The organism is Allobosea sp. P4_E12 (assembly GCF_056401655.1).
On sequence record NZ_JBFUIY010000017.1, the window covers coordinates 22,387 to 45,287 of the forward strand.

Genomic DNA, 22,901 nt, shown 5'->3' on the forward strand with positions numbered 1-22,901 from the left:
CTCCTCAGGGTTTTGCGTAGGAGAAGGACGTCGTGACGGTCGAACCGCCCGCGCCTTCGGTGATGACGGTGCCCCTCTCGATCACGTCGACGAGCAGCTGTTCGGAGACGACCGCGCCGAGCGAGACCTCGAACGCCGCCCTGCCCTCCCATTCCTGCTGGATGAGCTCGGGCGCACGCTTGATCTCGCGGACGTCTCGGACGACCAGAGGAGCCATCCAAACCGATGCTTCGCCAGCGCGCAGGCCAGCCCGGAAAAGCCTGGCCCAATCCATGGGGCGCTTGGCGAAGATATTGACCTGAAACAGCCACTCGACGCCGCGTGCCTTGCACATCACGACGCGGTCATCGCCGCCAATGTTGACGTCGCCGAAGCTCTCGCCGTCGACCTCATCGAGATCGCGGTCGGTGATGAAGTCGATCATCGCGTAAGCGCCAACGGGGCGCGGAGCCCCCTGGGCGTCTCGAATGACGTCGACCAGCACCTCTCGCGCCGGAGCGATCAGGACGGCGTCGGCGGCGACCTTAACTAGGTAGGCGCGCAGAAGATCAAACGCGTCGTCCTCGGTCATATTCGAGCCTCGCGATGGCGCGGTAGAAGCCGGCCTCGGTTCGGGCCGAAGCCCGCGTGATCTTGAATGTCTGGCCGTCTTCGCTGGTGACGCGATCGGCCTCTGTTTTGGCGGTCTCGTCTGATGTGCGAAGTTCGGAGCGCGACCAGATCACCATGAAGGCCTCGGTCCGCTCGCCTTCAGGCAATTGGCGGATGTCCGACTCCTTCGGGTCCTGGATGACGGCGCGAATGGCTGTGGAAGACGGAGCGCCAGGCGTCCACTTGCCATTCACGTAGGAACCGGCACCGGCACGAACGAGCGTGGCCGGCCGCGCCATTGCATCCACGGCGAGCCCGGCCAGTCCACCGAACAGCGTCATTTCTTGCTGCCTGCACTGGGAACGCTGGTTCCGGCGTCAAGTGCCCAGGTCACGCTCTGGCGCATCCGCCCGGTGTCGATCAGCGTCCCCGACGAACCCTTCTGCCGAATGGTCGACGGCGCGTTGGGAGGCGGTGTGTTCGACGCGATCTGATCCTGGATCTTGCCGGCACCATAAGCGCCCAGCTTCGGAAGCTGTCGGCTGACCGGGATGCCTTTCACGACCGTGGCCTCGGCGATCTTGCGCAAGTTCATGCGAACCTCGGCCCGAGCCTTGAACATCGCGATGGTGATGAAGGGGCGCGGCGGGATGCCCCGCGACGTCCCGAAATGGTTCCAGATCGCGATCGAGACGACATCCTTGTCCGCCTTGCCGGCGGGGAAACCGACTTTGACCTTGCGCGGGCCCTCAAGCCCCTTCGTGATCTTGGCGATGTGCTTCGCCAGGTCGCCGCGATGGCGATGCGTGACCTTTGTCCGGATGACAGCCATGGATCAGACCAGAGCGACGGCGGGATGGTTGCGACGGAGCAATTCGAGGTAGCGGCGGCCGTACGGCGTCGTAGCGTATCCCGAAGAGGATTCGGGACCGCTTCCGCCGCTCGCCGATCCGGCCATCTTCACGCTGACGTCGCCAACCTTCATGTCGGAGACGAGCCCCGCACCGACGATGCCACCGGCGCCACCGAGGTCCGACGCGGCGATAAGCGCACCGTCGATCGTGAGGATGTGAGCCGCCAGGTAGAGGATCGCCGGCTGATAGTCCGCCTCGATCCAGGTCGTATCGACCGAGGATCGCGCCTCATCGATCGCGGCGTTGATCGTGGCATCCGCGACGCCCGAGAAGGTCGGGAACTTCGTCCGGAACTGCTCGAGCGTCGGGGTGGTGTACGGCATCAGCCCTTCGCCTTCGGCTCGCGCTTGGCGGTGACAGGCTTCCCGTCAGGATCGATCACCTTGAAGCCCTGGCCGGCGACTGCGACCGCGTGGTCATCCGACAACGCGAGCGCCTTTTCCCTGCCGGCGTCGATCGGCTCCTTGCGCCCGCCGAACACCGCGAACTGCGGCTCCTTCGACGGGTTCAGGACGGTGTAGAGCGGGGCCTTGGCCATCGGCCTCAGTCCTTCTTCACGAAGGCAGCCTTCTCCTCATCGGAGAGAGCGTTGAAGGCCTCGGCGTCCTCCTTCGTCATGACATCGGAGACTTTCTCGCCTCCGTCCACGACGAAGTACCGGCCGCCGCCGGAGTGCTTGGCGATGAGCGCCCCGGGAGCATCGCCCCCCTGCTCACCTTCCGCCTTCTTGGGTTCGGCCCTCGGCTTGCCTTCGAAGTCGAACCAGCCGGTCGCCTTCGCAACCTTGTGTTCGGCCGCGGACAGTTCAGCCTCGACGGTCTGCCCCGGCTCGATCAGCACAGTGCCGGCCAGCGTGTTCACGCCGCGCGGGCCCTTCTGGATGTTGGTGATCTTCACGGTCGATCCTCCTCAGATGCCGTCGAGATAGCGGACGGACTTCGGACGGCGGATGTCGACGCCGCCCAGGCGGAAGATCCCCGGCACGTCGAAACGCATCGGGCCCGTCTGCCAGACCGGCAGGAACCGGAACGGCATGGGGATGTGCATCTTCAGCACCTCGGGCGAGCGGCGATAGGCGACCATGCGCTTGGTCGACGAGGCGCCGGCGGTGTCGAGGTAGCCGAACACGCCGCGGATGGTCAGGGGCTGACCGGTCGTGCGGGTGTAGATGTTGTTCTTCTCGATCCATTCGAGAATCGTGGTCTGGTTGACCGCGTCGATCCGACGGGTCGAGAGGTCGAGCAGGACCGAGTACGGCAGCAAAAGCGTGTCCGCCATCTCGACACCGAGCGTGCCGACGAAGATGCCGGTGAGCTGGCCATTGATGTCGCGCAGGATCTGGTCCGGCGTCTTGCTGGCGAAGGTCGTCGCCGAGCCGGTGCCGTCGGCCGGCGCCGTGGTGGCGGTCGGACCGGTGGCATTGACCAGGCCGGTAAAGCCCTTCGCGGCATCGCCGACAAAGGCGACCCCGTCGATCTTCTCCTCCGCGACGCGGCGAGCGGCCGAAGCCTTGTCCGACGTGAGGTTCATTCCGAACAGCTGGGCGGTGCCGAGCTCCTCGAGCGTGTAACCGTAGCCGATCGCGGCCATCGAGACGGAGGTCTCGAACTTCTCGCGGGTCAGTTCGACCTTCGGGACGTCGTGGGCGTTGCCGTGGAACCATTCGGCGCGGCCGACCGAGTCCATCGAGAAGTACGTGACGGACTGAATCCATTCCGGTGCCGAGGTGTCGACCGGGATCAGGGACTGATACTGAATGTCCTGGTACCGGATCGAATAGACGTTCGGCTCGATGAGCGAGGCCTGACGGATCAGGAAGCTCAGGGCAACCTGCTGAGCGTCCTGCATGATGTGCTTGTTCATTAGGATCGCTCCGCGTTAGCCGAGGCGCAGCGCGGCGAGGCCAGCACCGGAAGTGCTGGTGTCCCACTGCGCGCCTGCGATGAGGGTGTTGGAGGTCGAGACGTTCGTCAGAACGCCGGTGGCCGGCACGTAATAGACGGGGTCACCGACGGCGACCGCGACCGACGCTTGCACGACGATGAAGCCCTTCTTCATCAGGGCGACGTTGTCGAACTGCTCGTACTTGCCGGTGGGGCGGGTGATGTCGAGCACCGCGATGCCGACAAATTTCACCGTCGCCTCGGAGTCGACGACCTGGTTGTCCGCAGTGCCCTGGACGCCAACCTTGCCGAAGCCGATGCCCTCGGCATCTTCCGCGACGCGGCTGACGATGACGCACGGCTCCATGTTGAGCTGCATGCCCTCGACCCAGCGAGCATGGGTCGCGGCGTAGGTGGTCTGGATCGCAGGCATCAGGCCGCTCCCTTGTTCTTCCAGGCGTCCTGGAGGCTGGTGACCATCGCGGCGTGGGCGCTATCGACCGTAGAGTGGTCGACAGGCTTGATGCCGTCCTTGATGACGCCGCGCACCGGATCAGCATCGCTGACGGAGGCGCGGAGGGCCTTGAAGGCACCGGAGATGGCGGCGTCGTCCATGCCCTTGGCGGCGTCGCCGAGTTTGGCGTCGACAGCGGCGCGGCGGATGTCAGCATCGGTCTTGCCGTCGGCGGTGATCTCGGCACCGGTGATGGCCTTGGCGTCGGAGATGACCGCCGAGCGAGCCTGAACGGCTGCGTCGATCTGGGCCGGGGTCAGCTTGGCGTCGGCGACCTGCTGCTTCAGGACAGCGATCTCGCCATCCTTGGTCGAGACAGCGGCGGTGAGCTCGCCGATCTTCGTGTTGGCATCAGTCAGCGCGGTCTTGGCGTCGGCGAACTGGCCGAGCACCTTCTGCACGACCTGAATGGCCGTATCCGACATCTCGACCGAGATGCCGTCGACGGTGAACGTCTTCATGTTGGACTCCTGGTGGGAAGGGGTGGCCGCCCAGGAGTCCCCGATGCGGCACTGAGGGCCGGCGCGGCCGGCGTCGACAATCGCGAGGTGGTTCCCGCGAATGTTGGTCTGAATGGCGTCGTAGCGTTCGCCCGCAGGCGTTTTGCCGGGCGTCCAGTCGAGGTCGCAGGCGTAGCCCATCGAGAGCTCGCGCTTGCCGCCTTCGACCGCATCGATCGCGACCTGATCCATGACGACCAGCGGGATGCGGACGAATTCACCGTCGCGGGCGATATCGCCGCCGGTGGAGCCGACCGCATGCTGCTTCCAATTGCGGGCACCGACGGCTTCGGCCGGATGATCGTTCGTGACCGGGCGGTGAGCGAACGAAGCGAGCGCGTCGGTGCTGAACACCTCGGACTCGGGCCGATAGACGCGGACCTGCTCCTGTTCAGGCTTTCCGACCTCACGGCCGAGATAGATCTGGATGCCGGTCCGCGCGACCCGGGCGTCGGCCACAAGGTAGCCATCCCCAGTCCGGCGCGTGCCAGACAAGGTGATCTTGTCGGTGAAGAGCATCGTGAGCCTGTGAATTACGCGGAAAACGCGAGTGGCCAGGTTTCGAATCGATCAGGACGTGCTCTCGTTGGGGAGTCGCAACGGAAGGAAATGGACAAATGGCCAATATCAAAGGACCAAAAGACCACTCCCCTCGTATTGAGAGCCTCGCCGGCAAGACATTGAGCAATCCGAACGCGGGCAAGGTTGCAAAGAGCCTTGCAGCTGCTGTCATTGCTCACGGCGATGGAAAGCCGAATGCTAAGCCTGGCGGCAAGAAGAAATAGTTCAAAACTCGATGACTGCCCGCGCAGTGCAACGGCAGTTGATCGGCTGGCCCGGGTGCCCATCACTGGGGGGGGCCGACCACTTGAACCTCTTGCCCTCCCGATCCCAATGGGATGGGCGGGCATTCGGATAGCGGCCGTCAGGGTTTCCGCGGACTCGCTCGTCCCTGCTCGTCGACCAGACGTATTCGGTGACGCCCATAGCCTGCTGACGAATCCGGTTCAGGTCACCGTTGAAGCTGGCGGCCTGGTCGCGGGCGATCAGTTTGGCGCGGCGCCGGGCGATCCCGAACTCGTCGGACAGGATCTTCTCGATCTCGCGGTTGGCGAGCCCCTTCGTCAGGGCGTCGAGAAGCCTGGTCTCAATCCTCTTGGCGACGTCACCGGTCAGGCCGCGGATCAGCGAAACATTCCGCTGCAGGGCGGCCTCGATCGTATTCTGGATGCCCTCGCCGACGATGACCTGCCCGAGATCAATCCCGATCGCCGACCGCATCGCCTCGTTGAAGCGGCGCGAATGCCGGTCCTCTTCCGTCTCGAACGCCCGCCGATACTCGCTCTTGGCACCTTCAAGGGCTCCGTCGATGAACCCACGGAACGCCCGCATGGCGCGCTCGAACCAGTTCAGGTCGTCACGCATCAACTGGGCCTTGGCCGACACAGCCGCCGGAAGGACATCGGCCGCTACCCTCGCGACGGCTTCCCGCAGGATCTTGTTCGTGGCCAGCCTGAGCGCTTCCTGAAACGCGACACTGGCGCTGATCGGCCGCAGAACGACGCGCTGGCGCTTCGTCTGGCGAGCCCCACGCATCCACTCGCGGATGTCCATGATCAGGCCTCGTCGAGCTCTTCGAATATCTCCGGCCCGAACTCCAGCTTACCGCGGTACGGCTCGACCTTGCTGAGGTCGATGTCGCCGGGCTGATAGGTAATCGTGACGTGCGGCTGGTAGTCCGGCCACTCCGATTCCGCTCCGGCCTCGCGCATCGCCATGTGGCGCCAAGCGAGTTCCGATGAGTTGAACAGGAGAACGACCGCGCCCTTGTCTCCGAGAGGCTCGACGATGCGAGCGCCGCCCGGAGCAATGGTCATCCGCCCCTTCTCGTCGCCGCCCCACGGCGATCCGACCTTCATCCAGTCGAGCGCGGTGCGGGAATATATGATCGTGACGTGCAGGTCGTCCGCCTCAAGGGTGGACGCAAAACCCTGCTCGTTCGCCCAGGTGAGGAACTCGGTGCCATTCAGTAGCTTGCGGCTGACATACAGCGAGCGCGGCCTCGCATCGCCAGTCTGCTGGCGCTGCTGCTCCGCATTGAGGCGCGCCGCCTCTTCCTCGGCAGCCCTGTCCTCAGGCTCGTCGCCGAACTCCTCGAGCGCCGCGTCGAGGCCGGGCATGATGCCGTCCTCAACCAGCATGTTCTGCACACCTCGGGCGAGAGCGAGGTCGGGCACGAGGCCAGTGTCGGACAGATCCTTGATGCCCTTCGTCTTCTTGCTGAAGACCTCGGCCTTCTCGACCTCGGTCATCTGCCAGAGTGGGGCCCAGGTGTAGTGAACGTCGGGCGGGCGGCTGCCGAGCGCGGAGCGGATGGTCACCTCGTCGAGGCGCGACAGAGCGGGCCTCAGATCGAGGTTCTGCCCCGCGCTGATGCGGTCGTAATAGTTCCGGATGTCACTCTGGCCGGTCGACTGAAGCCCGCCGGGCGTCTGGCCCAGCAAGCGTGTCGCAGGAATGTCAGCGGCGCCCGATGCGATCTGAAGGTAGGTGTTCAGCACCTCCGGCAACTGGGCGAAGCTGATCTGCTTGTGGTCCCACTCCTCCTCGGCGTCGATCATCAGGGAGTTGGTGATCGACTTGCCGAGATTGGCGAGCGAATAGCGCTCGATGATGCGAGCCCGGTACTCGGCGGCGCCCAGGCTCTCCATGAAGCCTGGCACCTTGATGATGTCGACCTTGGCCTCTTGCAGCAGCGCGGCGATCGTGCCGGCGGCTGAGCCAGCGTGCATTACCGCGTCGTTTACTGCCTGCAGGACGCTATCGCCCCAGCCGTCGAATGCGAGCACGCGATCGGCGATCTCGGCACCGATGAAGCGCACCACCCGCGACGGATGGATGTCGACCATCGTGCCGGCACCGGCCAGGGAGTATTTCACCGGTTCGCCGTAGAAGGGCGAGAGCGGATCCTGATCAAGCTCACCGGCGATCATCTCGTGCCGGCTGAAGACGTTGAGGTATTTCAGCCCGGCCTTCTTGACCTGATCCGGAACCAGCGGCTCCATCGGGTTGGCATCGCCGGTACCGATGAAGATGACCGAGCCGCCATAGAGCCTCGCCAGCTTCCGAGCCAGCGCCACCTTCCGCTGGAGGGAGTGCCTGGCCTCTTCCGCCTCGATCGCCTCGATCTGGGGCTTATCGGCCTGCCAGTCGCGCCACTCGCGAGTCTCATCGAACGCCGGAACGTCGACGATCTTCCGAGCGATCCAGTCGCCGCGATAGGCGTTGTCGAGCGCCATCTTGTCGAGAAAGGTCAGCGCGTACGCCGCGCCCGTCGACTTGTCCCTGACCGTCCCCAGCCCGGAAATCAGATTCACGAGCGTGTCGGACGTCAGCATGCATTCAGCTCACATTGGCGAGGGTAAACCTCGAGGGCGGGTCGACGAACGTGAGCATCAGCGCGTCCGCATAGTCTGGGCTGGCGATGCCTCGGCGTCGCAGCTCTTCCTTCTTCTCGATCACGATCTTGCCGCGGTCGTTACGCCCCCATTTCACCAGGGACAGTTGCAAGCAGAGTTGGTCGCTCTCGACCTCGCCCGATGGAAGAGCAAGCAGCTCAGTGACGGGATGTTCTCGGCCCCCTTCCTTCCGCTCAAGGAAGAGGACGTGTTCGTGCGTCCGCTGAAGTGCTGTGCGGCATAGCCACCACACCTCGGCCTTAAGGTTTGCGAAGATCTCGTCGGACGTGCGCCCATCGGGCCATTTCCGCTCGGAGGGGGGCACCCCCGTGTTGACCGCGCCAACCTTTAGGCCGGCGACTCGATTCTTCATCAGCGTCGACGAGACGCCAGCACCCACGCCAGGGGCGTCGAAGTTGAGGCGGGTTGCCCCGACCTCCTTGGCAATATCTAGGCCCCAGAAGGCTGTGTCGGTTGTGTCGGGTGCTCCGCGCGACTGCGGTCGTTCGACAATCGCGCCGGCGCGTGGGATCGCCACCGACTTCGCCTTACCAGCGCCGACATCGAGCCCAACGGTCGCGACATTCGAGCGAGTGACCCTGCGGTCTACGCGCAGCAGACGCTTCGCGCTCTCGACCCACAGTGCGGGGATGCAAATTCCCTCGACCGAAGCCGAATAGTCGATGTCGTATTCGCTGGCCCAGGTTGTCGGATCAGAGAAGCTCGCCTGCTTTGCGAGCGCCCATTCCTCGGTCTTTCGCGGATCGTCGCGCCAGTGAAGGCGCATGATCTGCTCGGCACGCAGGATCGAATGGCGCTTCCGGGCAAACAGGTTGCCCATGCCATTGACGGACGAAACCCAGATCACGCAGTCGGTGTTGCCGGACAGCGCCTTCTCGACCGTCTCCGCGTTCGGAACGAAGGCGGCCTCGTCAACGACATAGATCGACGATCGACCGCCACGGCCCATGTCCTCGCCGCCCTCGCCCGATATGACCGCTCCGGTCGCCGGGTTGACGATGCGCATGTAATTGTCGTGCTGGGACCAGACGAACCCCTCGGGCATCATCTCAGCGGGCAGGCGACGAAGCATAATGCGCAACTTGGCGAAGATGCTGTCCGGATTGTCCTTTTTATCGACGTAATCGACTTTGCGCGATCCGAAGGTGGCTTTGAAACCAGGATTGAATAGCCATTGGTGGAGCGCGAATCCGGCCGTCAGGTATGTCGCGCCGGTGTCGCGGCTCTTCTCGATTAAGCCTTCTTCAGCAGCGTCGAGCCTGGCCTTCAGCCACTTGATAACATCGTGCTGGCGCGGCCAGAGCTTGAACTGCACATATGCGCCGCCGGGCTTTCCAACCAGACGCGGGTCGTAGGTCCAAACCCACCGGTCGAACCAGTACCCGACGTCCGCGGCGCACTTGCGCTTTTCAACTTCCCAGCCGCCGCGCTCATCGTCGACTTCACGCCGGCGCCTCCTGGCCTCCAAGAGGTGGGAGAATTCCGAGCTTGCGAAGGACTGGCTGAGCGCGGTCGAGAGCATCTATCTCTTCATCCGTCAGACCGTCGATCTGATCTTGGGTAATGCTGACGATCTGCAGCGTGCCCTTCACGTTCCGGTTCTCGACACCGAGGCCGAAGAGCTTTGCCTTGCCCATCGAGGCGGACACGGCAGCAGCACTCTGCTTTTCAGCAATCGCAATGGTTCGGGCTTCCTCGAGCTCCACAGCCAGGGACTCGACAGTGACCACAACCCGCGCTGCGGCCTTGTCCTTGATTTCTGCGACGCGCGTCGAAACGTCATCATTTGTCATCAGCCGATGGGCGTTCTGGCGGGCCGGCTTAAAGCCAGCATCGCGGTACGCGTCCTCAGGGGTCCGCCCCTTCGCGAGAGCCTGAGCGAACAGCTCGTGCCGCGCGTTCTTCAACGCGCCCATATTCTCTTCTCCACCGATGTGAGGCTTACGAAAGAGGCTCCGGCAGCGCGTTCAACGCGCGATGCATGTCGTAGAGCTCTATTCTGAATCGTTGGCGGGTTTGTCTCGACCTGTTTCGTCGAGGCTCGGATGCACCGTTGCTGCGTGTCGGTCGCCCTCCCGCTGGTCGGGGCGCCCTTGCCATTCACCCAGTCCCCGTGAAGGGTTGGCTTCGCGAGTTGAACCGCGAATTCGTGCGCCCGGCAAGAGGCGTCGTCGCTGGGCCGATCGGAGCGTCAACAACCCCATGGAGGTGTTAACAGCGACGAATTTGCGGATGGTCAAATCCGCAGGCCGGAGGGTGGTTTCTGCTTGACGGGATTTGGGAGGGGAAGCCCGGAAGCGCCACGTTTCGCGACGATGCCGAAGAGATGCCCGCGATTCGGGGGTCTGACAACCACCCCATTTCGGGACCAGATCTTGCGCGTTAACAAGATCATGAAGCTGTTAACGGCGGAGATTTTGCGGAATCGCAATTATGCCTGTGGACACTGATAACAAGCATTCGACGGCGGCGCGGAGTCGATCTGCGTTCGATATCGTGCTCGCTGGGTTGAGCGAAACCGAGGGAACAATGAACCTGAAGATAGAAGCGGCTCGCCGGCAGCTTGGCATGTCGCTGCATCTCCACCTCCTCGGTCAGGATCCGGTCTCGGTGCACTGCCTTGCCAGTGGTGGGTCGGAATTGATCGAGCGGTTTGTCGACCTAGAGCGGGCCGTCCCAATCATCGCGTTCCTCGTCCAGCAGGATCCGGGCCTGACCATCACGGAGGCTCGTCGTCTTCAAAGGCAGCATTGGAATGCGTTCAAGCATGCGACCGGGAAGAAGGAAGGAAGCCCGTTGCGCGATGATGACGAGCTACTGGCCGGCTTCTGCGACGAGCACAACGACGCCCCGCTTTTTATCGGCTGGACCGACTATGGCAATGCTGTCGGCAAGATGCCGATCGAGGCCCAGGCCTATGTCGCCTGGTATCTGGCAAAGAACCCCGCGAAGGTCGCAACCGACGAGGGGCGATGGGAACTGGACCGGCTATTTCCCGGACTAGCCGGGAAGTCCCCCGCGAGGCAGAAAGCGGCGCTGGTAAGGGCAATCGAACGCGTCGGAAAAAATAAAACGGTGATGCGAGACCCGAGAACCGAGCACCGCCCGCTAGTCCTTGGCTGGCCGCCCGCCTAACGGGCGTCGTGGTCATCCTCGGGCCACTCCTTCGGATACCGCGCCTTGTTCTCGGGGCGGATTGGCATCTCTCACCTTACCGCGTCGCCATGGCGATCTTGCGGGCCCGCTCCACATCGCTACGGTCATGCCCGCGCCATGCGGATGTTCATCTGACGGGCCAAGCTGACAACGTGCGTTGAGGATTGATTATGCGCCTACCGACCATGACCATTGTGGCCCTGCTCATGGCGCAGCCTGTCCTATCGCAGCCTCTCACCGAAATTCAGGTCGATGGTAAGATGAAGGAAGCCCTGCATTCCTTCGGCGCCGCCGCCACTGCAAAGGCCTGCGAGAAGGGCACGGACCTTGATGACCTCCTGCAACTGAAGGTTCTCGTAGACAAAGCCGAGGAGCACTTCGGCATGAGCCGGAGCTCGGCGGTGGGCTACTATAAGAACGGGCAGGAAATGGTCAGGGACTTGAACAGCCAGAACAACGGCAAGTGCCTCGACGCCGGCATGTGGATTATGGGCTGGGTCGACGCACTTACCGAGGCCTATAGGCTACGCGGGCTGCTCCACGCGCAGCGGTGACACTGCCGCATCGTCGACCGGCACGAGCAAAACTCACCTCACCGCGACGCCTGCCCGCCGGAGCCCGTCGGCGACGGCGGCCATGGCGATCTTGCGTTGCCGATCGAGGTTGGTCCTCGACAGGACGCGTCCGGGCACGGCGTCGTGGGGCTTGAAGCGGTACGGTAGGCAGTTCGCTTCCTCGACGCGCTCGCGCAGAGTGGCCTGGGCGATGCGGTTGACGCGCTCTGCGCCGAGGCCCGCGGCCAGCGCCTCGTTCGCCTCTGCTGCCACTTCGCGCGCGATCTGCCTGCGCAGCGCAGCGCGCCACTGGTCTGCGATACTGCGACAGTCCCCCTCCCCGTTGTCGCCGGTCCCATATGGCAAGCGGTTCGCGCGCCGCGCCATCTCCTCCGCGAGAGCTGTCGCCCGCTTCTTCCTGTGGTGGAGCATGCCGGCCATGTCGCGCCCGGTCGCAGAGGCGTAGGCCCAGAGCATCAGGGAGTCGGACGCGAGCGCGCGCCCGTCGAGATAGGCCATCGGCCAGGCGAGCGCCTCGTTCATCCTGGAGAGCTCGTCGGCGGTCGGCCGGGCGGCCCTGGCCTGCTGCTTCTCCTTCTCGGCCAGCGCGCGGGCCTGTGCGTCGATCATGTCCGCGAACTCATGGACCATGGCGGGCCAGCCGTTGGCGTGCGTGCGCGGACCGACGCGGGCGCCGGAGCGCTGCAGGATGTCGAAGGCCTCGATCATGCGGACGCCGACATGCTCGGGCGTCCAGTGGCTGGGGATCTCGCCCTCGCCGACGGCATCAACGCGGGCACGCATCTCGCTGACCATGCCGACATAGCCGGGGATGATGGTGGCGATATCGGGCAGCTTTTCCATGCTCTCTCCAGAGGGACAATCGCCCTTCTCAGGGACAAGTCGTAATTGGACGGGGACGTTCTCACCGCTCACGGAGACACATCACCACTTGAACTCGTCGTCGGTTCGCAACTGGTCCAGGTCCTCGGACATGGGTTGCGGCTTGTTCACGATGCGCGGCGGATCGACGCCGATGACAGGCTTGCCGGTGCGCCAGACCCAGTCGCCGTCCTTGCCGATGAAGCCCGACAGAGCGAGGCGCTCGGCTGCCCGATCGCGCGCCTTCTTCACCCGCTCTTTGAGCTTCTCCGGATCCTCGTCCTCGCCGGCGGCCAGACGCTCGTATTCGTCGCGCCAATCGGAGAGCGTGACGCACAGCGTCCCGGGCTTGATGCGGACGTGCGCTGGCGGTGGCCTGCCCTTCTCGCCGAGTGCGGTGGTCAGCGCCCGGAAGGCGACGGCCAGGTTCGGCTTCAGGATGAAGCGGCCGTCCTCGGTCTTTGCGGGCCCGTTCGCCACTGAGCTGTCGCGCTGCTCGGCGACGAGCCCTGCCGGAAGTGTCGAGACGCAGGACGTGATCGGATCGCCGTCGCCGTCCTGGCCGATCTTCACCTGGCGGAGGACGAACTTCCACGACAGGCCCTGCTCGCCCTCGCGCTGCTTGGTGACGGTGGCGGCGCGCAATGGCCGGCGATCGCCATCCTTCACCGCGTTCTGGGGACCACGCGGCGCATCGGCGCGCGTGCCGGACTCCGTCACCCAGTCGATGTCGATTGTCGTTTCGAAGTCGCCGGTCAGCGAACCATGGCCTCGGGGGCGGCCGCCGCCGGCCGGCTTGTGGTGCACAACGATCACCGCGGTGTTCAGCTCTGCGACGATGCGCATGACCCGCGCCTTCACGCGCGAGACGTCCTTGCCTGCGTTCTCGTCGGCGCCGGGCGTCGCGGCGCTGAAAGTATCGAGCACGACCAATCCGAGCGGATCGCTGAAGGTCTCGGACCAGTGCCGGATCTCTTCGATCAGGGCGTTGATGTCGGTGTCGTCGGCGAAGAGGTCGGCCCGGCGCGTCAGCACGACCATATCGACGTCAGCATCAGCGCCGATCTCGTTATGGGTCGCATAGGCGATCTGGCGCCCGCGGAATCCCTTCCCGCCCTCAAACGCGCAATAGACCACGCCGGCCTTCTTGGTGCGGCGCCCCTGAAAATCGAGCCCGCGCGCGACGTGCATGGCGAGGTTCTGGGTTTCGAAGCTCTTCCCCGTCTGCGGCGCCCCGTAGATCAGGACGGCCTCGCGCGCCGGAATGATGCCCTTCACCAGCCACTCGTACTCGCGGCCGGAGGGCTTGAACGTCTCGCGCCACGGCAGCGCGCCGAACCGGCTCTTGAACTCTGGCGTGATCAGCGCGAGGGCGCGGGCCTCGAATTCCTCGAAGCTCTCGATAGGCGAGATGTGGATCACGAGGTCACCGCCCTTGCTTCGAATTGCGGGGCAGGCTTCGCTCTCGCATCTGGGCAACGGAAACGAAGCCCCATCGGACCTATGGAGGATCGCGAATGCCCGCCGAGCTCTCTGCTTATTGGGCAACGGCTGAGGCTTGGTTGAGCAACAGCGCTCTCGCGCCATACTACCCGTTGGCTGCTTTGATCATTTCGATCTGGTCGATCGGAGCGGCGAGAGCCGCGAAGCGATCTGCCAGCGCCGCCGAAACCCAAGCGTTTGCGGCCGTGAAGCAAGTTGAGCATGCCGAGCAGCAAGCGGCATCTGCCACGCTGCAGGCGCGCGCGGCCGAACAGCAAGTGCAGATAATGCGGTCCACCATGACCGTCGACCATATTGGCTCGGCTCTCAAAACTCGTCGCGGGGTTGTGCGAGCAAGAGCAGCTGTTCGCGCGCTCGCTGATGCAGAGACGAGGTTTCGGCAGAGGCCGGAGGGTCGAAAGGCGTTGGAGGCGGTTCGCGACTGCACGGCCGATCTGGAGGACGGGCCTCCTGTTTTCCCCGCGAACGTTCGCCACATCCTGTTTGGATACATCCAGGATCTCAATGCGATCGACGACGGAGTCGTCGAAATGACCCAGAAGAGCCTCCCGAGCCAGGAGCTGGACATGGCGGCGGGGATCGTGATCGCAGCTATGGACGTCGCCATCACGGAAAAGGTCGCAGCACTGCAGAGTTAAGGGCGATGGGGCTTCGTTCATGCCCAATCCACCCTATGCACGGTGACACCGGCCTTCTCGGCCAAGCCGCACATGTTCCTGGTGCCCTTGGATCCGGGGAATGCGATCACAAAGTCGGGCTTCGCTTCGTCCAGCATCAGCTGGTTGCGGGCCGGGCCGGCTGCGTTGCCGAGCGCGTCCCAGTCAGCTGCCCAAACCTTGAACGGCATTCCGCGGCGCTCGGCCCACTCCGCTGCCAAAGCATCGGCGCCGGTGGCGTCCCCTATCGCCAAATATCGAAGGTCGAGCCGAGACACCGCCGCATCGAGGATCTGACGCAGCCGATCACGTTCCCGCTGGGCCGCGTTCTCGTAGGTCTGGCGCAGGCCGCCCGGCACATCATGCGGCACGCCCCCGTAGCTCCGACCGCCGCAGACGATGATCGTCGTCATGCCGACCTCTTCAGGTTGTGGACGGCAAATGCCGGCAGCTTGCTTTGAAGTTCGTGCAAGGTGAGCGTCGAGCCATGGACTGGAAAAACCCACCACGGCTGCTCTGGCAGTTTCTTGCTCGTTATCGCGCCTGGGTTCTGTGGACCCTCGGCACTATGTTCGCACTTCGGCTTCTGAGCCTGGCGGCAAGCTGCTACCTCGACACATCCCAAACTTGTGCCGACTGGTTTCGATACGGACTGCTGGGCCCGCTGAGATTCCAATGGATATTCAAGTACAAGGAGCTGCTTGCCGGCCTGTTCGCGGCAGCGGCTGCAGCAATTGTCATTTTCCCGGCGATGCGGCAAATCCGCGAAATGGCGCGACAATCTGCCATCGGGGCGAAGACTATTGTCGAAACCACCGCTCGCTCTCTCGAAAATGAGCGCGAAGCAATCAACCACATATTGAGAATGACCTTTTTTCTTCAAAGCTCCTTGGATCGGCGCGAGTCGCCGGGCTTGCCGGATTGGCCGGAATTCGAAGAGCCCCGGGAGAGGCTGAAGGGGCTGGAACCACAGCTCGCCATCGTTCGCTCCGCGCGCGACCGTGTGTCCGGACCGGAGCGTTTGAACTCGTTTAGAGTAGCCTATCTGTCCGAGTTTGACCTTTTCAACCATCAGGTCATGGTCGCAGAGCAGATGCGTGCCACGGACAAGCGAATGGGAGGACCTGAGAATCCCCCGCCAAACTACGATCGTCTCAAAGAAATCTGGGCGGCGTGGGGCAAATTTGCCGAGCGCCACAATCAACTCGGTGCGGAGCTGACCGAAGCAATAAATTCGAGTTGGGCGAAGGCGAATAGCCTTGGTGCCGTTGCCGCCGGGGATTGATCGGATCACGCCGCCCTCCTGTTGTTATCGAGGAGCACGTCGTTCCAGTCGGCCTTGGCCGGCGCCATGTGGAGCGAGACGGTGACGCGCTGGGCCTGGAAGCGGCGGGCGGCGGTCAGAAGGCGAGCGTGAGTAGCGATTGAATCACTGTCGCCGTCGCCGAGCAGGATCACCTCCTCGACTCCGTCAGGCAGGATGATGCCTGGACGAGCCAGGTCCGGAAGGCCGTTTGGGATCGTGCCCTTGCCGTTGGGATGGCGGACTGTCCCGGTCGCTGCGCCGGAGAGGTTGCCAAGTGAAACCGCCGACATGATGCCGATGTCGTCGGGCCCATAGCCCAGCTGATACCAGGACGCGCAGGTCTCGATGCCCTCCCCGGCCGCCATGATGCGGCGAACCGGGCCGAGCCGGATCGCGCCGCCCATGACGGTGCCGAACGACTTCTTGGCCTTGTTCTGCTTGGCGTCGCCGGGCGGCCTCAGCTTCACCGGTTCAACGGGGTCGAGGTAGGTGCGATGGATGCCGATGATCTCGCCCACGGCGTTCCGGATCGCTGCGACCATGCAGGGGAAGACACCGAGCGCGGTCTCTTCGTTCGCGTCTGGATCGGCATAGCCGCGGTATTCGAGGCCGGCCGCGAAGCGGAGGTCTGACGACATCTCGGGCGAGAGGAAGATGCAGCGGCGGCGGAGATAGGCATCGGCCTGGGTGCCGGCGATCGGCGTCGAGTCGTTGAAGATCCTGGCCGCGCGATCGGCGCCGCGCTCCTGCTTCTTCGCCTCGACCTCGGCCCGGGCGAGTTCCTGGTCCCGACGCTCTTCGCGACGCTCCCGGGCGATCTCGGGGTCGACCGGCTTGACCTGGCTCTCTCGGCGCGGCGGCGGCTCGCCAATGATGATCTCGCAGGCGGCCATGAACTCGACCTCGCGGACGTGCTCGACCAGCTTGATGACGTCGCCTCCGACGGAGCCGCGGCAGTTGAAGACCTGTTCCGACGGCTTCACGGCGAACCGGTCGGTGCCGTTGCAGAGCGGGCATGGCCCGACCCATTCCGAGCCGGAGCGCTTGAGAACGGCGCCCATCAGCGTCGCTATCTCAAGGATGTCGGCCGATCGCGCTTGGTCGATCCAGGCTTCAACGTTGGGATCGTCGCTCATGCGTGAGCGCTCCCTTGTTTGTATGTGCTGGCCTCGACCGCGAGTTTCCCGAGCCGCTTCCGGGCAGGATCGATCCCGTCATCGAGCACGACCCGCGTGATGCGTTCGATCATGGTGGCGGGGCTGACCTTGGCCTCGCGGGCGAGCTCCCGGATCAGCCGGGCGCGGCGGTCGGAGATGTAGCAGCCGAAGCGCCGAGAGCCGGGACGGGACAGCGGGATGCTGAACCGGTCCGCTATCGCGCAGACTCGGACATGGCTGATCCCCATCTCCTTCGCGACCTCGCGGCTGGTGAGCCCGTTCGCGGTCAGCGCGGCGATGTCCTTGGCCCGCTCGCGCGCGCTCACGTGCTTGGTTCGATCGCTCATGGCTTCGCTTTCTCCACCGCGATGAACGCGTGCTTGCCGGCTATCACCGCGTTCTTGACGGTTCGGTTGGGCCAATCGGGGGTCATTGCCGCGCCGTCCGCCTTGATCTGCTCGAGCATCGACGCGACGGCGGTCAGTAGGGCTGCCTCGCGGATTGCGTCGGTGCTGATGACCTTGTTCTCGCGCCGGTACCGCTCTTCCCGAGCGCGCAGCGCCCGGGCTCGGCTTTCGACGACGTCGATGCAGGCGGTGACGAACTCGCCTCCGGGCAGGGACTTCACATCGCTGAGGGGATCGGACGCGACGCTCATGCCCTCCTCCGCCGTTCTTGCTTCGCTGCGGCGCGGGCGAACCGCTCATTGTCGGCCTGCTCGGCAACCTTGGCCTGAAGCATGGGCGAGACGTATTGAGCGTGCTTGGCGGCGACCTGCAGAGAGCCCCAGTAGAAGATCGCGGCGGCGTCGGCCTCGTCGAGATTGTTCGGCGCCCATTCCATCGCCGCGCACATCAGTCGCGCGTGCTGCTTAGGATCTTCGGGCCGACCCTGCCCCAGGAAGGACTTCCGAACGGTTTGGACATGCGCCTTGCGAGCCGCGATGCCCTTCATGCCGGTGATGAATTCGACGGTGCCGACCATCTTGGCCAGCACGATGGTGGTGTGCGCCGAGGAGAGAACGCGATCGATCGCCGCCTCATAGAAGATGTGATCGGGCTTGCTCACCCGGATCCATTCGATCAGCCAGCGACCCAGCTTCATCATGGCCGCCGTCTCGTCGATGTCGTTGCCCTTGATGGAAAGGAAGGTCGGCCGCTCCCCGACGCGCCCGAAGGCGACGCCGGTGCAGGTCTTGCTGATGTCGAGCGCGAGGATCACTGGCGCGGTCACAGGCTGGCCCTCCCCGCGAGGAAGGCAAGCGCCAGGGACCCGACGATCAGGAGCGCTCCCGCGGTGGAGTTACGGCCGAATACGTCATCGCGCTCGCTCGCACCGCCCATGCTGGTGACGATCGCCCCGGCCAAGGCGACCAGAACGGCGAGCACGGAGAGCGTGAACGCGTTCATGACGCGCTCCGCAGGCGGACGTTGATCTTGTCGAGGTAGAGGTCGAGCCCATGCTCGGCGAGGCGCGGACGCTCGAACCCGAGCGCGGTCTTCGCGACGTCTGCGTTCGGCCACCCGGCGACGCGGGCGACCACATCGAGGCCGAACATCTGGCCGCCCTTCAGCCGATCCAGTGCCCGCGCCAGGTTCGCGCCGGCGACCTCATATGCGCCCTGGCGCGTCTGGACCTTCCGGAACTTGACGTCGACGGCGATCAGGTCGCCGGGCTCGATCGAAAACCGGGCGGGAGAGGCGGCGTCGCCCGCTCCCGCTACTGCCGTCCGCCCGGCAGCGAGCCTACCGGCTGGCTCCGCATTGGCCGGCGGGATCGCCCCTGTCGTGGCCTTTGCTTCATCGTCAGCTTTCGCGAGGGAACTAGTGCGTTCGTCCACCACCGGCGCGGGATCGGCAGGCTCTGGACAGCCTTCCCCCGCGCCGGTCGGCGTGACGAATTGATCGGAATGCGCGGAACTAGCAGAAACGCCGTCCCCGGCCGCGCATGCTTCCGATCCTTCTTGCGGCCTTGCACCGCCCGCTCCTTCGTTCTGGACTGCGGGGAGTCTACCCGGGGGGGCGATCTCTGAAGGGATTGCGAGGCGGTACCGAGCCGCCCGGCGCGACGGATGAGCCCGATCGGACACCAGCCGGAAGGGCGAGCCCGACCGCTCGAGGTCGAGGTTGATGTCGCGCAGCTGCGAGGATGCGGCCTTGGTGTTCGGGACCGCCCGGCGGCGCACCAGGTCGGTGAGGCCCAACGTCTCGCTCTTGAGCAAGGTGATGATCTTCGCGCGGCGCTCGGTCGTCCTGATCTCAACGCCGTCGAGATCGACCAGCACCGGCGGACGGCCGGCGTCGCCAACGGCGCGGCGATGCGGGCGATCGGCCGCGACTGGCAGGATGCTCAGAGCCGTGCTCATGATCGGATCGGGCGCGCTCTTGTCGAGCAGGCCGACGAGGATCTGAACCAGGCGGTCGGTGGCGCGCTGCTGGTCCTGGATTGCTCGGATGATCTCGTAGGGAGAAGGCTGGATCGTCATGCCGCCATCCCCTTCCGCATCTCGCCGTCTTTGTACCGGGCGAAACCGGCAGGCACCGCGACGATGGTCAGGCAGTGCGCGCACCAGGAGGTGGCTCCGACCACCGGACGTCCGCAGACCATCTTTTCGTCGATCGGTGCATCATCCCAGCCCGGCTGGGGCATCGAGCATTCGAAGCGGCTGCGATCGAGGAACCGCACCGGGGTGGAGGTATCCTGCGCCGCGGCGACGATGCGCTCGAACTTGTCGAGAGCCTTGTCGGCGACCGCCTGGAACATCTCCTGACGCTCCTTCCCCTTGGCAGTGATGCCGATGACCTTGGCGGACAGCGTCGGCGCTGACGGCTTCTGCCGCTTGATCGAAGCCTTCTTCGGCGTCAGCTGCTTGATGCGCTGCAGGCCGAGGCGCCTCATTTTTCCGATCACGGTGTTTCGGGTCGGGGCGCCGATGCTGACCGCGATCTCTTTGCTCGAGCATCCTTGCGCGTGCAGGGCGCGCACGGCATCAACGCGCTCGTCTGTCCAGGCGAAGGCCGTCATCAGAACGACCTCCGGCGGGCTTCGTCCTCTAGCGTGAGGCGCGGCGCGTCGATGCAGTCGTCCTGATCTGCGGCCGGACTCCGATAGGTGACCATCTTGAACAGGCCCCAGAAGATCAACCCTGCAAGCACGAGGAAGATCGCGGAACCTGGATCGGGGATGAAGCGGCCCATGGCGTCCCCCTCAGTTCAGCTGCTTCACGCCGGCGCGCAGCGCCTTGGCGTTAGCTTTGCCGGCCGCAACTTCGGCGGCTCCGGCGCCCTCCCCGTCGTCATCGGTCAGGCTGTCGACCGCGTCGGAGTTCCTCAGAGCGACCTCGCCGAGCGGCAGGTCCGAGAGCATTCCAAGCGCGTGCTTGATCTGATCGAAGGTCTCGGCCTGGTCCTCCTCGAGCTCCTCGCGGAGGTTCTCGATCTGAACGAGGAGCCGGCGCTCCTTGATGACCGCCTTGAGTTCCTTTCGAGGAATTCCGGCGTCCTTTGCGCGGTCGAAGACCTCGCCGATCAGCTCCTGCACGCTCTTCACGCGCTGGGCGTGTTCGCCCTTGTAGGAGGCGATCGTGTCGTGGTGCCGCTCGATGTCGGTCACGAACCGCTGCAGGACGACCGCGTCGAATCCGTTGCTCATGTCAGGCGTTCCTCTTGGTGCGGATGGCTGCGCAGGCCTGGCGCGCCTGCTCGATGGCCTTGGCGGCCTGTTGCAGTTCTCGATCGATCAGGGTGGCGTCGGCGGGACTGAGGCCGTCGGTGACCAGTTCGGCGTAGATCTTGCCGAGGTCGGCAACCTCGCCCATCACGGCGCCGACGGAGCTGTGAATGCAGGTCTTGCCAACCGGGCCTTCTTCCTGGGCGACCAGATCGAACCCCATCATCGCCGCCATGGCCTGCGTGACGATCGGCTGACCAACGAACGCCTCAAGCTTCGACAGCTGGAAGACGTTCATGAAGGCTTCGGGCGGATCGACATGCATGCGGCCCAGCTGCGCCTTCTTCAGGCTCAAGGGCTTCGCCGCGTCGCCGCATCCGCCAGCTTCGGCGATGAGTTCCCTCATCGCTGCGTGGATCCGTTTCTCCCGGGGCGTCATCTCGTACATCGGTCGACTCTTCGATTGGGGAGACGGAGGCGGTGAAAATCTCGGTGCTTGACGCCGGCTGGAGCCCTATCTCTGGACCGTGAGCAGCGTGGCGTTGCGTCAGGAGGGCTTGGGGAGTGGAGCGTTCATCAGGCGGCCACCTCGCGGGCGGCTGGCGCGAATTTCTCAGCCCGGAGCCGTCGAAACAGCGCGAAGTCGAGGTCAATGACGCCGTGGTTTGAGGCCGCCTCGATGAGAAGCCCCCAATACTCGGCGGGGATCGAGCCGCGCGCCTTCATCACGCGCACATGGCTCTCTTTCACCCCGAGGATCTCGGCGACGGCCTTTACGCCGAAGGCGTCGATAACTGATGAGAAGCTGTCCATGGATGAATCGCTACAACAAGTAGCGATGCGCGTCAACACAGCGCGTAGCGATCAGGCCGCTACAATGCGTAGCATGGCCGACGATAAGATCAGGAAGCAGCAGGGAGAGCGCCTGGCGCAAGCGCGGGCGCGCGCCGGGTGGCGATCAGCACGATCGGCTGCGCTGGACAATCAGTGGGCTGAGTCCACCTACCGCGCTCACGAGAACGGCTCGCGCACAATCGGGCAGGACGACGCGGAAACCYACGCTCGCCGGTTTAAGGCGGCAGGCGTCGATGTGACCGCGCAAGGAATTCTATTCGGCTTCGAAGCCCCGATCGCACCTGAAGCGCAGGAAGGTAATTCTCCGTCGCCTGGAGGCTATGTCGAAGAGCCTAACGCTATTCTTGAGGGCCCCGCGATGCAGCGGTGGACGCCTCCGGTACGCGACATCGAAGAGCTCGGCGTTGGGGTGGCGAGCATCGACGATGACGACAGCGCCTTCGAGTTCAATGGGCAAGTGGTCGACCGAGTCGTTCGCCCCCCGGGACTGCTGAATCGGCCTGGGGTGTTCGCCCTCCGTGTAGCCAATCTGTCGATGTGGCCCAGGTTTCGCGACGGAGAGCGCGTTTACGTCGACCTGAAGAAGCCAGCGATCGAGGACTTCGTCGTCGTCGAGCTCAAGCCCACCGAGGAAGGGCGGCCCGGCAAGGCATTTGTGAAGATGCTGGTAGCGCGCGATGCGCGAAAGGTCGTGGTGGAGCAGTTCAATCCGCCAGGTCGCCTCGAGTTCGGCAATCAGGAGATCCTTCGTATCTTCCGCGTAATCCCGACCGAAGAGCTCTGGGGCTAGCTCTCTCGCGAGCCAAATACGTGCGCGCAGGATTCGCGCGACGCGCCTACGCGGGACAGAGATATAAACCTATAACCAGTATAGCTCCTCACCTCGACGGTTCAGGGCTATTGCGACGTTGCCGAGAGGGGGCGCCCAGAGCGCCCCACCGACCGTCGAGCCAGACTCACCGCTTACGAACTACGGCCTGCTCTACGTCGCGCGAATTTCGCGTGCGCCGACGATTGTTCGCTTGAAAACTGGGATCAGCGAGAGCCGATGACGCTCTCCGCAGGCTGCACAGACCAGCTTGCCGCGCACATCTTCCATTCGCTGGTAGCCCCGCTCCGCAAGGCCCGAAAGCGCTTCTTCCTCCAGTCGCCTGCCTCTGCCGCAGGGGTCGCACGCCACTTCCAGTGCCTGCAATTGATCCAACTGTGGGACCGGAATTCTGCGCTCCGACCAAGCCATACTCATCACGCTCGCCCTGTCATTCGTTCTCGTTAGGTTCTC

The 22,901-nt window shown here is 64.4% G+C and carries 34 protein-coding genes; 6 read left to right on the forward strand and 28 right to left on the reverse strand.

All coding sequences use genetic code 11. The features are described from left to right. Positions 1 to 4: 4 nt before the first annotated feature. From AC1DW9_RS21160 to AC1DW9_RS21200, 9 genes are read right to left on the reverse strand one after another with little or no spacing between them, the layout of a single operon-like run. Positions 5 to 571, reverse strand: coding sequence for a phage neck terminator protein (locus AC1DW9_RS21160; protein ID WP_476775708.1), 567 nt, complete (start codon positions 569 to 571; stop codon positions 5 to 7). After that, a complete protein-coding gene (locus AC1DW9_RS21165) occupies positions 549 to 932 on the reverse strand; it encodes a hypothetical protein (RefSeq protein ID WP_476775707.1) in 384 nt (127 codons plus the stop codon). The genes AC1DW9_RS21160 and AC1DW9_RS21165 overlap by 23 nt, the downstream gene beginning before the upstream one ends. Next, positions 929 to 1,423 carry a hypothetical protein gene (locus tag AC1DW9_RS21170; protein ID WP_476775706.1) on the reverse strand — a complete coding sequence of 165 codons (495 nt, stop codon included), beginning with the start codon at positions 1,421 to 1,423 and terminating at the stop codon, positions 929 to 931. Before AC1DW9_RS21170 ends, AC1DW9_RS21165 begins: the two co-directional genes overlap by 4 nt. A 3-nt stretch (positions 1,424 to 1,426) precedes the next feature. Next, entirely contained in the window at positions 1,427 to 1,828 is a 402-nt protein-coding gene (locus AC1DW9_RS21175; protein ID WP_476775705.1) for a DUF4054 domain-containing protein, read from the reverse strand. Continuing rightward, positions 1,828 to 2,043, reverse strand: a complete 216-nt coding sequence (locus AC1DW9_RS21180) for a hypothetical protein (protein WP_476775704.1) — start codon at positions 2,041 to 2,043, stop codon at positions 1,828 to 1,830. The genes AC1DW9_RS21175 and AC1DW9_RS21180 overlap by 1 nt, the downstream gene beginning before the upstream one ends. Positions 2,044 to 2,048: 5 nt before the next feature. After that, positions 2,049 to 2,402: a hypothetical protein gene (locus tag AC1DW9_RS21185; RefSeq protein WP_476775703.1), complete on the reverse strand. Its 354-nt coding sequence runs from the start codon at positions 2,400 to 2,402 to the stop codon at positions 2,049 to 2,051. A gap of 12 nt (positions 2,403 to 2,414) precedes the next feature. Continuing rightward, positions 2,415 to 3,368: a DUF2184 domain-containing protein gene (locus AC1DW9_RS21190; RefSeq protein WP_476775702.1), complete on the reverse strand. Its 954-nt coding sequence runs from the start codon at positions 3,366 to 3,368 to the stop codon at positions 2,415 to 2,417. Positions 3,369 to 3,383: 15 nt separating this feature from the next. Then, complete coding sequence (locus tag AC1DW9_RS21195) at positions 3,384 to 3,821, reverse strand: structural cement protein Gp24 (RefSeq protein ID WP_476775701.1); 438 nt, start codon at positions 3,819 to 3,821, stop codon at positions 3,384 to 3,386. Next, entirely contained in the window at positions 3,821 to 4,921 is a 1,101-nt protein-coding gene (locus tag AC1DW9_RS21200; protein WP_476775700.1) for a DUF2213 domain-containing protein, read from the reverse strand. The genes AC1DW9_RS21195 and AC1DW9_RS21200 overlap by 1 nt, the downstream gene beginning before the upstream one ends. A gap of 98 nt (positions 4,922 to 5,019) precedes the next feature. On the opposite strand from AC1DW9_RS21200, the gene AC1DW9_RS21205 reads away from it, so the two are divergent. Further along, a complete protein-coding gene (locus AC1DW9_RS21205; protein WP_476775699.1) occupies positions 5,020 to 5,187 on the forward strand; it encodes a hypothetical protein in 168 nt (55 codons plus the stop codon). Position 5,188: 1 nt separating this feature from the next. Here the strand turns inward: AC1DW9_RS21205 and AC1DW9_RS21210 are convergent, their stop codons facing one another. From AC1DW9_RS21210 to AC1DW9_RS21225, 4 genes are all read right to left on the reverse strand, one after another. Continuing rightward, complete coding sequence (locus tag AC1DW9_RS21210; protein ID WP_476855172.1) at positions 5,189 to 5,848, reverse strand: phage head morphogenesis protein; 660 nt, start codon at positions 5,846 to 5,848, stop codon at positions 5,189 to 5,191. A gap of 170 nt (positions 5,849 to 6,018) precedes the next feature. Beyond that, positions 6,019 to 7,800: an anti-CBASS protein Acb1 family protein gene (locus tag AC1DW9_RS21215; protein WP_476775697.1), complete on the reverse strand. Its 1,782-nt coding sequence runs from the start codon at positions 7,798 to 7,800 to the stop codon at positions 6,019 to 6,021. Positions 7,801 to 7,804: 4 nt separating this feature from the next. Then, positions 7,805 to 9,403: a hypothetical protein gene (locus AC1DW9_RS21220; protein WP_476775696.1), complete on the reverse strand. Its 1,599-nt coding sequence runs from the start codon at positions 9,401 to 9,403 to the stop codon at positions 7,805 to 7,807. Next, the gene (locus AC1DW9_RS21225) at positions 9,324 to 9,797 is read right to left on the reverse strand and encodes a terminase small subunit (protein WP_476775695.1); all 474 of its coding nucleotides are present in this window, start codon (positions 9,795 to 9,797) and stop codon (positions 9,324 to 9,326) included. Before AC1DW9_RS21225 ends, AC1DW9_RS21220 begins: the two co-directional genes overlap by 80 nt. A 517-nt stretch (positions 9,798 to 10,314) precedes the next feature. Between AC1DW9_RS21225 and AC1DW9_RS21230 the strand changes: the two genes are divergently transcribed. Both AC1DW9_RS21230 and AC1DW9_RS21235 read left to right on the forward strand, forming a co-directional pair. After that, positions 10,315 to 11,016, forward strand: coding sequence for a hypothetical protein (locus tag AC1DW9_RS21230; protein WP_476775694.1), 702 nt, complete (start codon positions 10,315 to 10,317; stop codon positions 11,014 to 11,016). A gap of 206 nt (positions 11,017 to 11,222) precedes the next feature. Next, positions 11,223 to 11,591, forward strand: a complete 369-nt coding sequence (locus AC1DW9_RS21235; protein WP_441505430.1) for a hypothetical protein — start codon at positions 11,223 to 11,225, stop codon at positions 11,589 to 11,591. Between the two features lie 33 nt (positions 11,592 to 11,624). Here the strand turns inward: AC1DW9_RS21235 and AC1DW9_RS21240 are convergent, their stop codons facing one another. Together AC1DW9_RS21240 and AC1DW9_RS21245 are read right to left on the reverse strand one after the other, a co-directional pair. Then, complete coding sequence (locus tag AC1DW9_RS21240) at positions 11,625 to 12,455, reverse strand: hypothetical protein (RefSeq protein WP_476775693.1); 831 nt, start codon at positions 12,453 to 12,455, stop codon at positions 11,625 to 11,627. Positions 12,456 to 12,536: 81 nt separating this feature from the next. Then, positions 12,537 to 13,895: an AAA family ATPase gene (locus AC1DW9_RS21245; RefSeq protein WP_476855173.1), complete on the reverse strand. Its 1,359-nt coding sequence runs from the start codon at positions 13,893 to 13,895 to the stop codon at positions 12,537 to 12,539. Positions 13,896 to 13,990: 95 nt separating this feature from the next. Between AC1DW9_RS21245 and AC1DW9_RS21250 the strand changes: the two genes are divergently transcribed. Next, positions 13,991 to 14,614 carry a hypothetical protein gene (locus AC1DW9_RS21250; RefSeq protein WP_476855174.1) on the forward strand — a complete coding sequence of 208 codons (624 nt, stop codon included), beginning with the start codon at positions 13,991 to 13,993 and terminating at the stop codon, positions 14,612 to 14,614. A 17-nt stretch (positions 14,615 to 14,631) separates the two neighbouring features. Here the strand turns inward: AC1DW9_RS21250 and AC1DW9_RS21255 are convergent, their stop codons facing one another. Beyond that, complete coding sequence (locus tag AC1DW9_RS21255; protein ID WP_476775690.1) at positions 14,632 to 15,045, reverse strand: SLOG family protein; 414 nt, start codon at positions 15,043 to 15,045, stop codon at positions 14,632 to 14,634. Between the two features lie 74 nt (positions 15,046 to 15,119). Between AC1DW9_RS21255 and AC1DW9_RS21260 the strand changes: the two genes are divergently transcribed. Beyond that, on the forward strand, positions 15,120 to 15,917 hold the full coding sequence (locus tag AC1DW9_RS21260; protein WP_476775689.1) for a hypothetical protein: 798 nt from the start codon (positions 15,120 to 15,122) through the stop codon (positions 15,915 to 15,917). Between the two features lie 5 nt (positions 15,918 to 15,922). On the opposite strand, the gene AC1DW9_RS21265 is transcribed toward AC1DW9_RS21260, so the two are convergent. The 11 genes from AC1DW9_RS21265 to AC1DW9_RS21315 all read right to left on the reverse strand — a co-directional run bounded on the left by AC1DW9_RS21265 (position 15,923) and on the right by AC1DW9_RS21315 (position 21,577). Next, the gene (locus AC1DW9_RS21265; RefSeq protein WP_476775688.1) at positions 15,923 to 17,074 is read right to left on the reverse strand and encodes a DUF7146 domain-containing protein; all 1,152 of its coding nucleotides are present in this window, start codon (positions 17,072 to 17,074) and stop codon (positions 15,923 to 15,925) included. Then, positions 17,071 to 17,442, reverse strand: a complete 372-nt coding sequence (locus AC1DW9_RS21270; RefSeq protein WP_476775687.1) for a hypothetical protein — start codon at positions 17,440 to 17,442, stop codon at positions 17,071 to 17,073. Before AC1DW9_RS21270 ends, AC1DW9_RS21265 begins: the two co-directional genes overlap by 4 nt. Further along, complete coding sequence (locus tag AC1DW9_RS21275; RefSeq protein ID WP_476775686.1) at positions 17,439 to 17,753, reverse strand: hypothetical protein; 315 nt, start codon at positions 17,751 to 17,753, stop codon at positions 17,439 to 17,441. The genes AC1DW9_RS21270 and AC1DW9_RS21275 overlap by 4 nt, the downstream gene beginning before the upstream one ends. Further along, positions 17,750 to 18,328, reverse strand: a complete 579-nt coding sequence (locus AC1DW9_RS21280) for a hypothetical protein (RefSeq protein WP_476775685.1) — start codon at positions 18,326 to 18,328, stop codon at positions 17,750 to 17,752. The genes AC1DW9_RS21275 and AC1DW9_RS21280 overlap by 4 nt, the downstream gene beginning before the upstream one ends. Then, positions 18,325 to 18,504: a hypothetical protein gene (locus AC1DW9_RS21285; RefSeq protein WP_476775684.1), complete on the reverse strand. Its 180-nt coding sequence runs from the start codon at positions 18,502 to 18,504 to the stop codon at positions 18,325 to 18,327. Before AC1DW9_RS21285 ends, AC1DW9_RS21280 begins: the two co-directional genes overlap by 4 nt. Then, a complete protein-coding gene (locus AC1DW9_RS21290; RefSeq protein ID WP_476775683.1) occupies positions 18,501 to 19,580 on the reverse strand; it encodes a hypothetical protein in 1,080 nt (359 codons plus the stop codon). The genes AC1DW9_RS21285 and AC1DW9_RS21290 overlap by 4 nt, the downstream gene beginning before the upstream one ends. Beyond that, positions 19,577 to 20,119: a GcrA family cell cycle regulator gene (locus AC1DW9_RS21295; RefSeq protein ID WP_476775682.1), complete on the reverse strand. Its 543-nt coding sequence runs from the start codon at positions 20,117 to 20,119 to the stop codon at positions 19,577 to 19,579. The genes AC1DW9_RS21290 and AC1DW9_RS21295 overlap by 4 nt, the downstream gene beginning before the upstream one ends. Continuing rightward, positions 20,119 to 20,292, reverse strand: a complete 174-nt coding sequence (locus tag AC1DW9_RS21300) for a hypothetical protein (RefSeq protein WP_476775681.1) — start codon at positions 20,290 to 20,292, stop codon at positions 20,119 to 20,121. Before AC1DW9_RS21300 ends, AC1DW9_RS21295 begins: the two co-directional genes overlap by 1 nt. Before the next feature lie 10 nt (positions 20,293 to 20,302). After that, on the reverse strand, positions 20,303 to 20,746 hold the full coding sequence (locus AC1DW9_RS21305; RefSeq protein WP_441505417.1) for a hypothetical protein: 444 nt from the start codon (positions 20,744 to 20,746) through the stop codon (positions 20,303 to 20,305). A gap of 1 nt (position 20,747) precedes the next feature. Continuing rightward, positions 20,748 to 21,212 (reverse strand): hypothetical protein, encoded by a 465-nt coding sequence (locus AC1DW9_RS21310; protein WP_476775680.1) that lies wholly within the window; start codon positions 21,210 to 21,212, stop codon positions 20,748 to 20,750. Between the two features lie 128 nt (positions 21,213 to 21,340). After that, the gene (locus AC1DW9_RS21315) at positions 21,341 to 21,577 is read right to left on the reverse strand and encodes a hypothetical protein (protein ID WP_441505415.1); all 237 of its coding nucleotides are present in this window, start codon (positions 21,575 to 21,577) and stop codon (positions 21,341 to 21,343) included. On the opposite strand from AC1DW9_RS21315, the gene AC1DW9_RS21320 reads away from it, so the two are divergent. Beyond that, complete coding sequence (locus tag AC1DW9_RS21320; RefSeq protein ID WP_476855175.1) at positions 21,576 to 22,409, forward strand: S24 family peptidase; 834 nt, start codon at positions 21,576 to 21,578, stop codon at positions 22,407 to 22,409. The genes AC1DW9_RS21315 and AC1DW9_RS21320 overlap by 2 nt on opposite strands. Before the next feature lie 192 nt (positions 22,410 to 22,601). Here the strand turns inward: AC1DW9_RS21320 and AC1DW9_RS21325 are convergent, their stop codons facing one another. Then, complete coding sequence (locus AC1DW9_RS21325) at positions 22,602 to 22,865, reverse strand: hypothetical protein (RefSeq protein WP_476775678.1); 264 nt, start codon at positions 22,863 to 22,865, stop codon at positions 22,602 to 22,604. Positions 22,866 to 22,901: the final 36 nt, after the last annotated feature.

Coding starts and splice junctions, on each gene's coding strand:
- AC1DW9_RS21160 (WP_476775708.1), bottom strand. CDS start 571: ATGACCGAGGACGACGCGTTTGATCTTCTGCGCGCCTACCTAGTTAAG.
- AC1DW9_RS21165 (WP_476775707.1), bottom strand. CDS start 932: ATGACGCTGTTCGGTGGACTGGCCGGGCTCGCCGTGGATGCAATGGCG.
- AC1DW9_RS21170 (WP_476775706.1), bottom strand. CDS start 1,423: ATGGCTGTCATCCGGACAAAGGTCACGCATCGCCATCGCGGCGACCTG.
- AC1DW9_RS21175 (WP_476775705.1), bottom strand. CDS start 1,828: ATGCCGTACACCACCCCGACGCTCGAGCAGTTCCGGACGAAGTTCCCG.
- AC1DW9_RS21180 (WP_476775704.1), bottom strand. CDS start 2,043: ATGGCCAAGGCCCCGCTCTACACCGTCCTGAACCCGTCGAAGGAGCCG.
- AC1DW9_RS21190 (WP_476775702.1), bottom strand. CDS start 3,368: ATGAACAAGCACATCATGCAGGACGCTCAGCAGGTTGCCCTGAGCTTC.
- AC1DW9_RS21195 (WP_476775701.1), bottom strand. CDS start 3,821: ATGCCTGCGATCCAGACCACCTACGCCGCGACCCATGCTCGCTGGGTC.
- AC1DW9_RS21200 (WP_476775700.1), bottom strand. CDS start 4,921: ATGCTCTTCACCGACAAGATCACCTTGTCTGGCACGCGCCGGACTGGG.
- AC1DW9_RS21205 (WP_476775699.1), top strand. CDS start 5,020: ATGGCCAATATCAAAGGACCAAAAGACCACTCCCCTCGTATTGAGAGC.
- AC1DW9_RS21215 (WP_476775697.1), bottom strand. CDS start 7,800: ATGCTGACGTCCGACACGCTCGTGAATCTGATTTCCGGGCTGGGGACG.
- AC1DW9_RS21220 (WP_476775696.1), bottom strand. CDS start 9,403: ATGCTCTCGACCGCGCTCAGCCAGTCCTTCGCAAGCTCGGAATTCTCC.
- AC1DW9_RS21225 (WP_476775695.1), bottom strand. CDS start 9,797: ATGGGCGCGTTGAAGAACGCGCGGCACGAGCTGTTCGCTCAGGCTCTC.
- AC1DW9_RS21230 (WP_476775694.1), top strand. CDS start 10,315: ATGCCTGTGGACACTGATAACAAGCATTCGACGGCGGCGCGGAGTCGA.
- AC1DW9_RS21235 (WP_441505430.1), top strand. CDS start 11,223: ATGACCATTGTGGCCCTGCTCATGGCGCAGCCTGTCCTATCGCAGCCT.
- AC1DW9_RS21240 (WP_476775693.1), bottom strand. CDS start 12,455: ATGGAAAAGCTGCCCGATATCGCCACCATCATCCCCGGCTATGTCGGC.
- AC1DW9_RS21250 (WP_476855174.1), top strand. CDS start 13,991: ATGCCCGCCGAGCTCTCTGCTTATTGGGCAACGGCTGAGGCTTGGTTG.
- AC1DW9_RS21255 (WP_476775690.1), bottom strand. CDS start 15,045: ATGACGACGATCATCGTCTGCGGCGGTCGGAGCTACGGGGGCGTGCCG.
- AC1DW9_RS21260 (WP_476775689.1), top strand. CDS start 15,120: ATGGACTGGAAAAACCCACCACGGCTGCTCTGGCAGTTTCTTGCTCGT.
- AC1DW9_RS21265 (WP_476775688.1), bottom strand. CDS start 17,074: ATGAGCGACGATCCCAACGTTGAAGCCTGGATCGACCAAGCGCGATCG.
- AC1DW9_RS21270 (WP_476775687.1), bottom strand. CDS start 17,442: ATGAGCGATCGAACCAAGCACGTGAGCGCGCGCGAGCGGGCCAAGGAC.
- AC1DW9_RS21275 (WP_476775686.1), bottom strand. CDS start 17,753: ATGAGCGTCGCGTCCGATCCCCTCAGCGATGTGAAGTCCCTGCCCGGA.
- AC1DW9_RS21285 (WP_476775684.1), bottom strand. CDS start 18,504: ATGAACGCGTTCACGCTCTCCGTGCTCGCCGTTCTGGTCGCCTTGGCC.
- AC1DW9_RS21290 (WP_476775683.1), bottom strand. CDS start 19,580: ATGACGATCCAGCCTTCTCCCTACGAGATCATCCGAGCAATCCAGGAC.
- AC1DW9_RS21295 (WP_476775682.1), bottom strand. CDS start 20,119: ATGACGGCCTTCGCCTGGACAGACGAGCGCGTTGATGCCGTGCGCGCC.
- AC1DW9_RS21300 (WP_476775681.1), bottom strand. CDS start 20,292: ATGGGCCGCTTCATCCCCGATCCAGGTTCCGCGATCTTCCTCGTGCTT.
- AC1DW9_RS21305 (WP_441505417.1), bottom strand. CDS start 20,746: ATGAGCAACGGATTCGACGCGGTCGTCCTGCAGCGGTTCGTGACCGAC.
- AC1DW9_RS21310 (WP_476775680.1), bottom strand. CDS start 21,212: ATGTACGAGATGACGCCCCGGGAGAAACGGATCCACGCAGCGATGAGG.
- AC1DW9_RS21315 (WP_441505415.1), bottom strand. CDS start 21,577: ATGGACAGCTTCTCATCAGTTATCGACGCCTTCGGCGTAAAGGCCGTC.
- AC1DW9_RS21325 (WP_476775678.1), bottom strand. CDS start 22,865: ATGAGTATGGCTTGGTCGGAGCGCAGAATTCCGGTCCCACAGTTGGAT.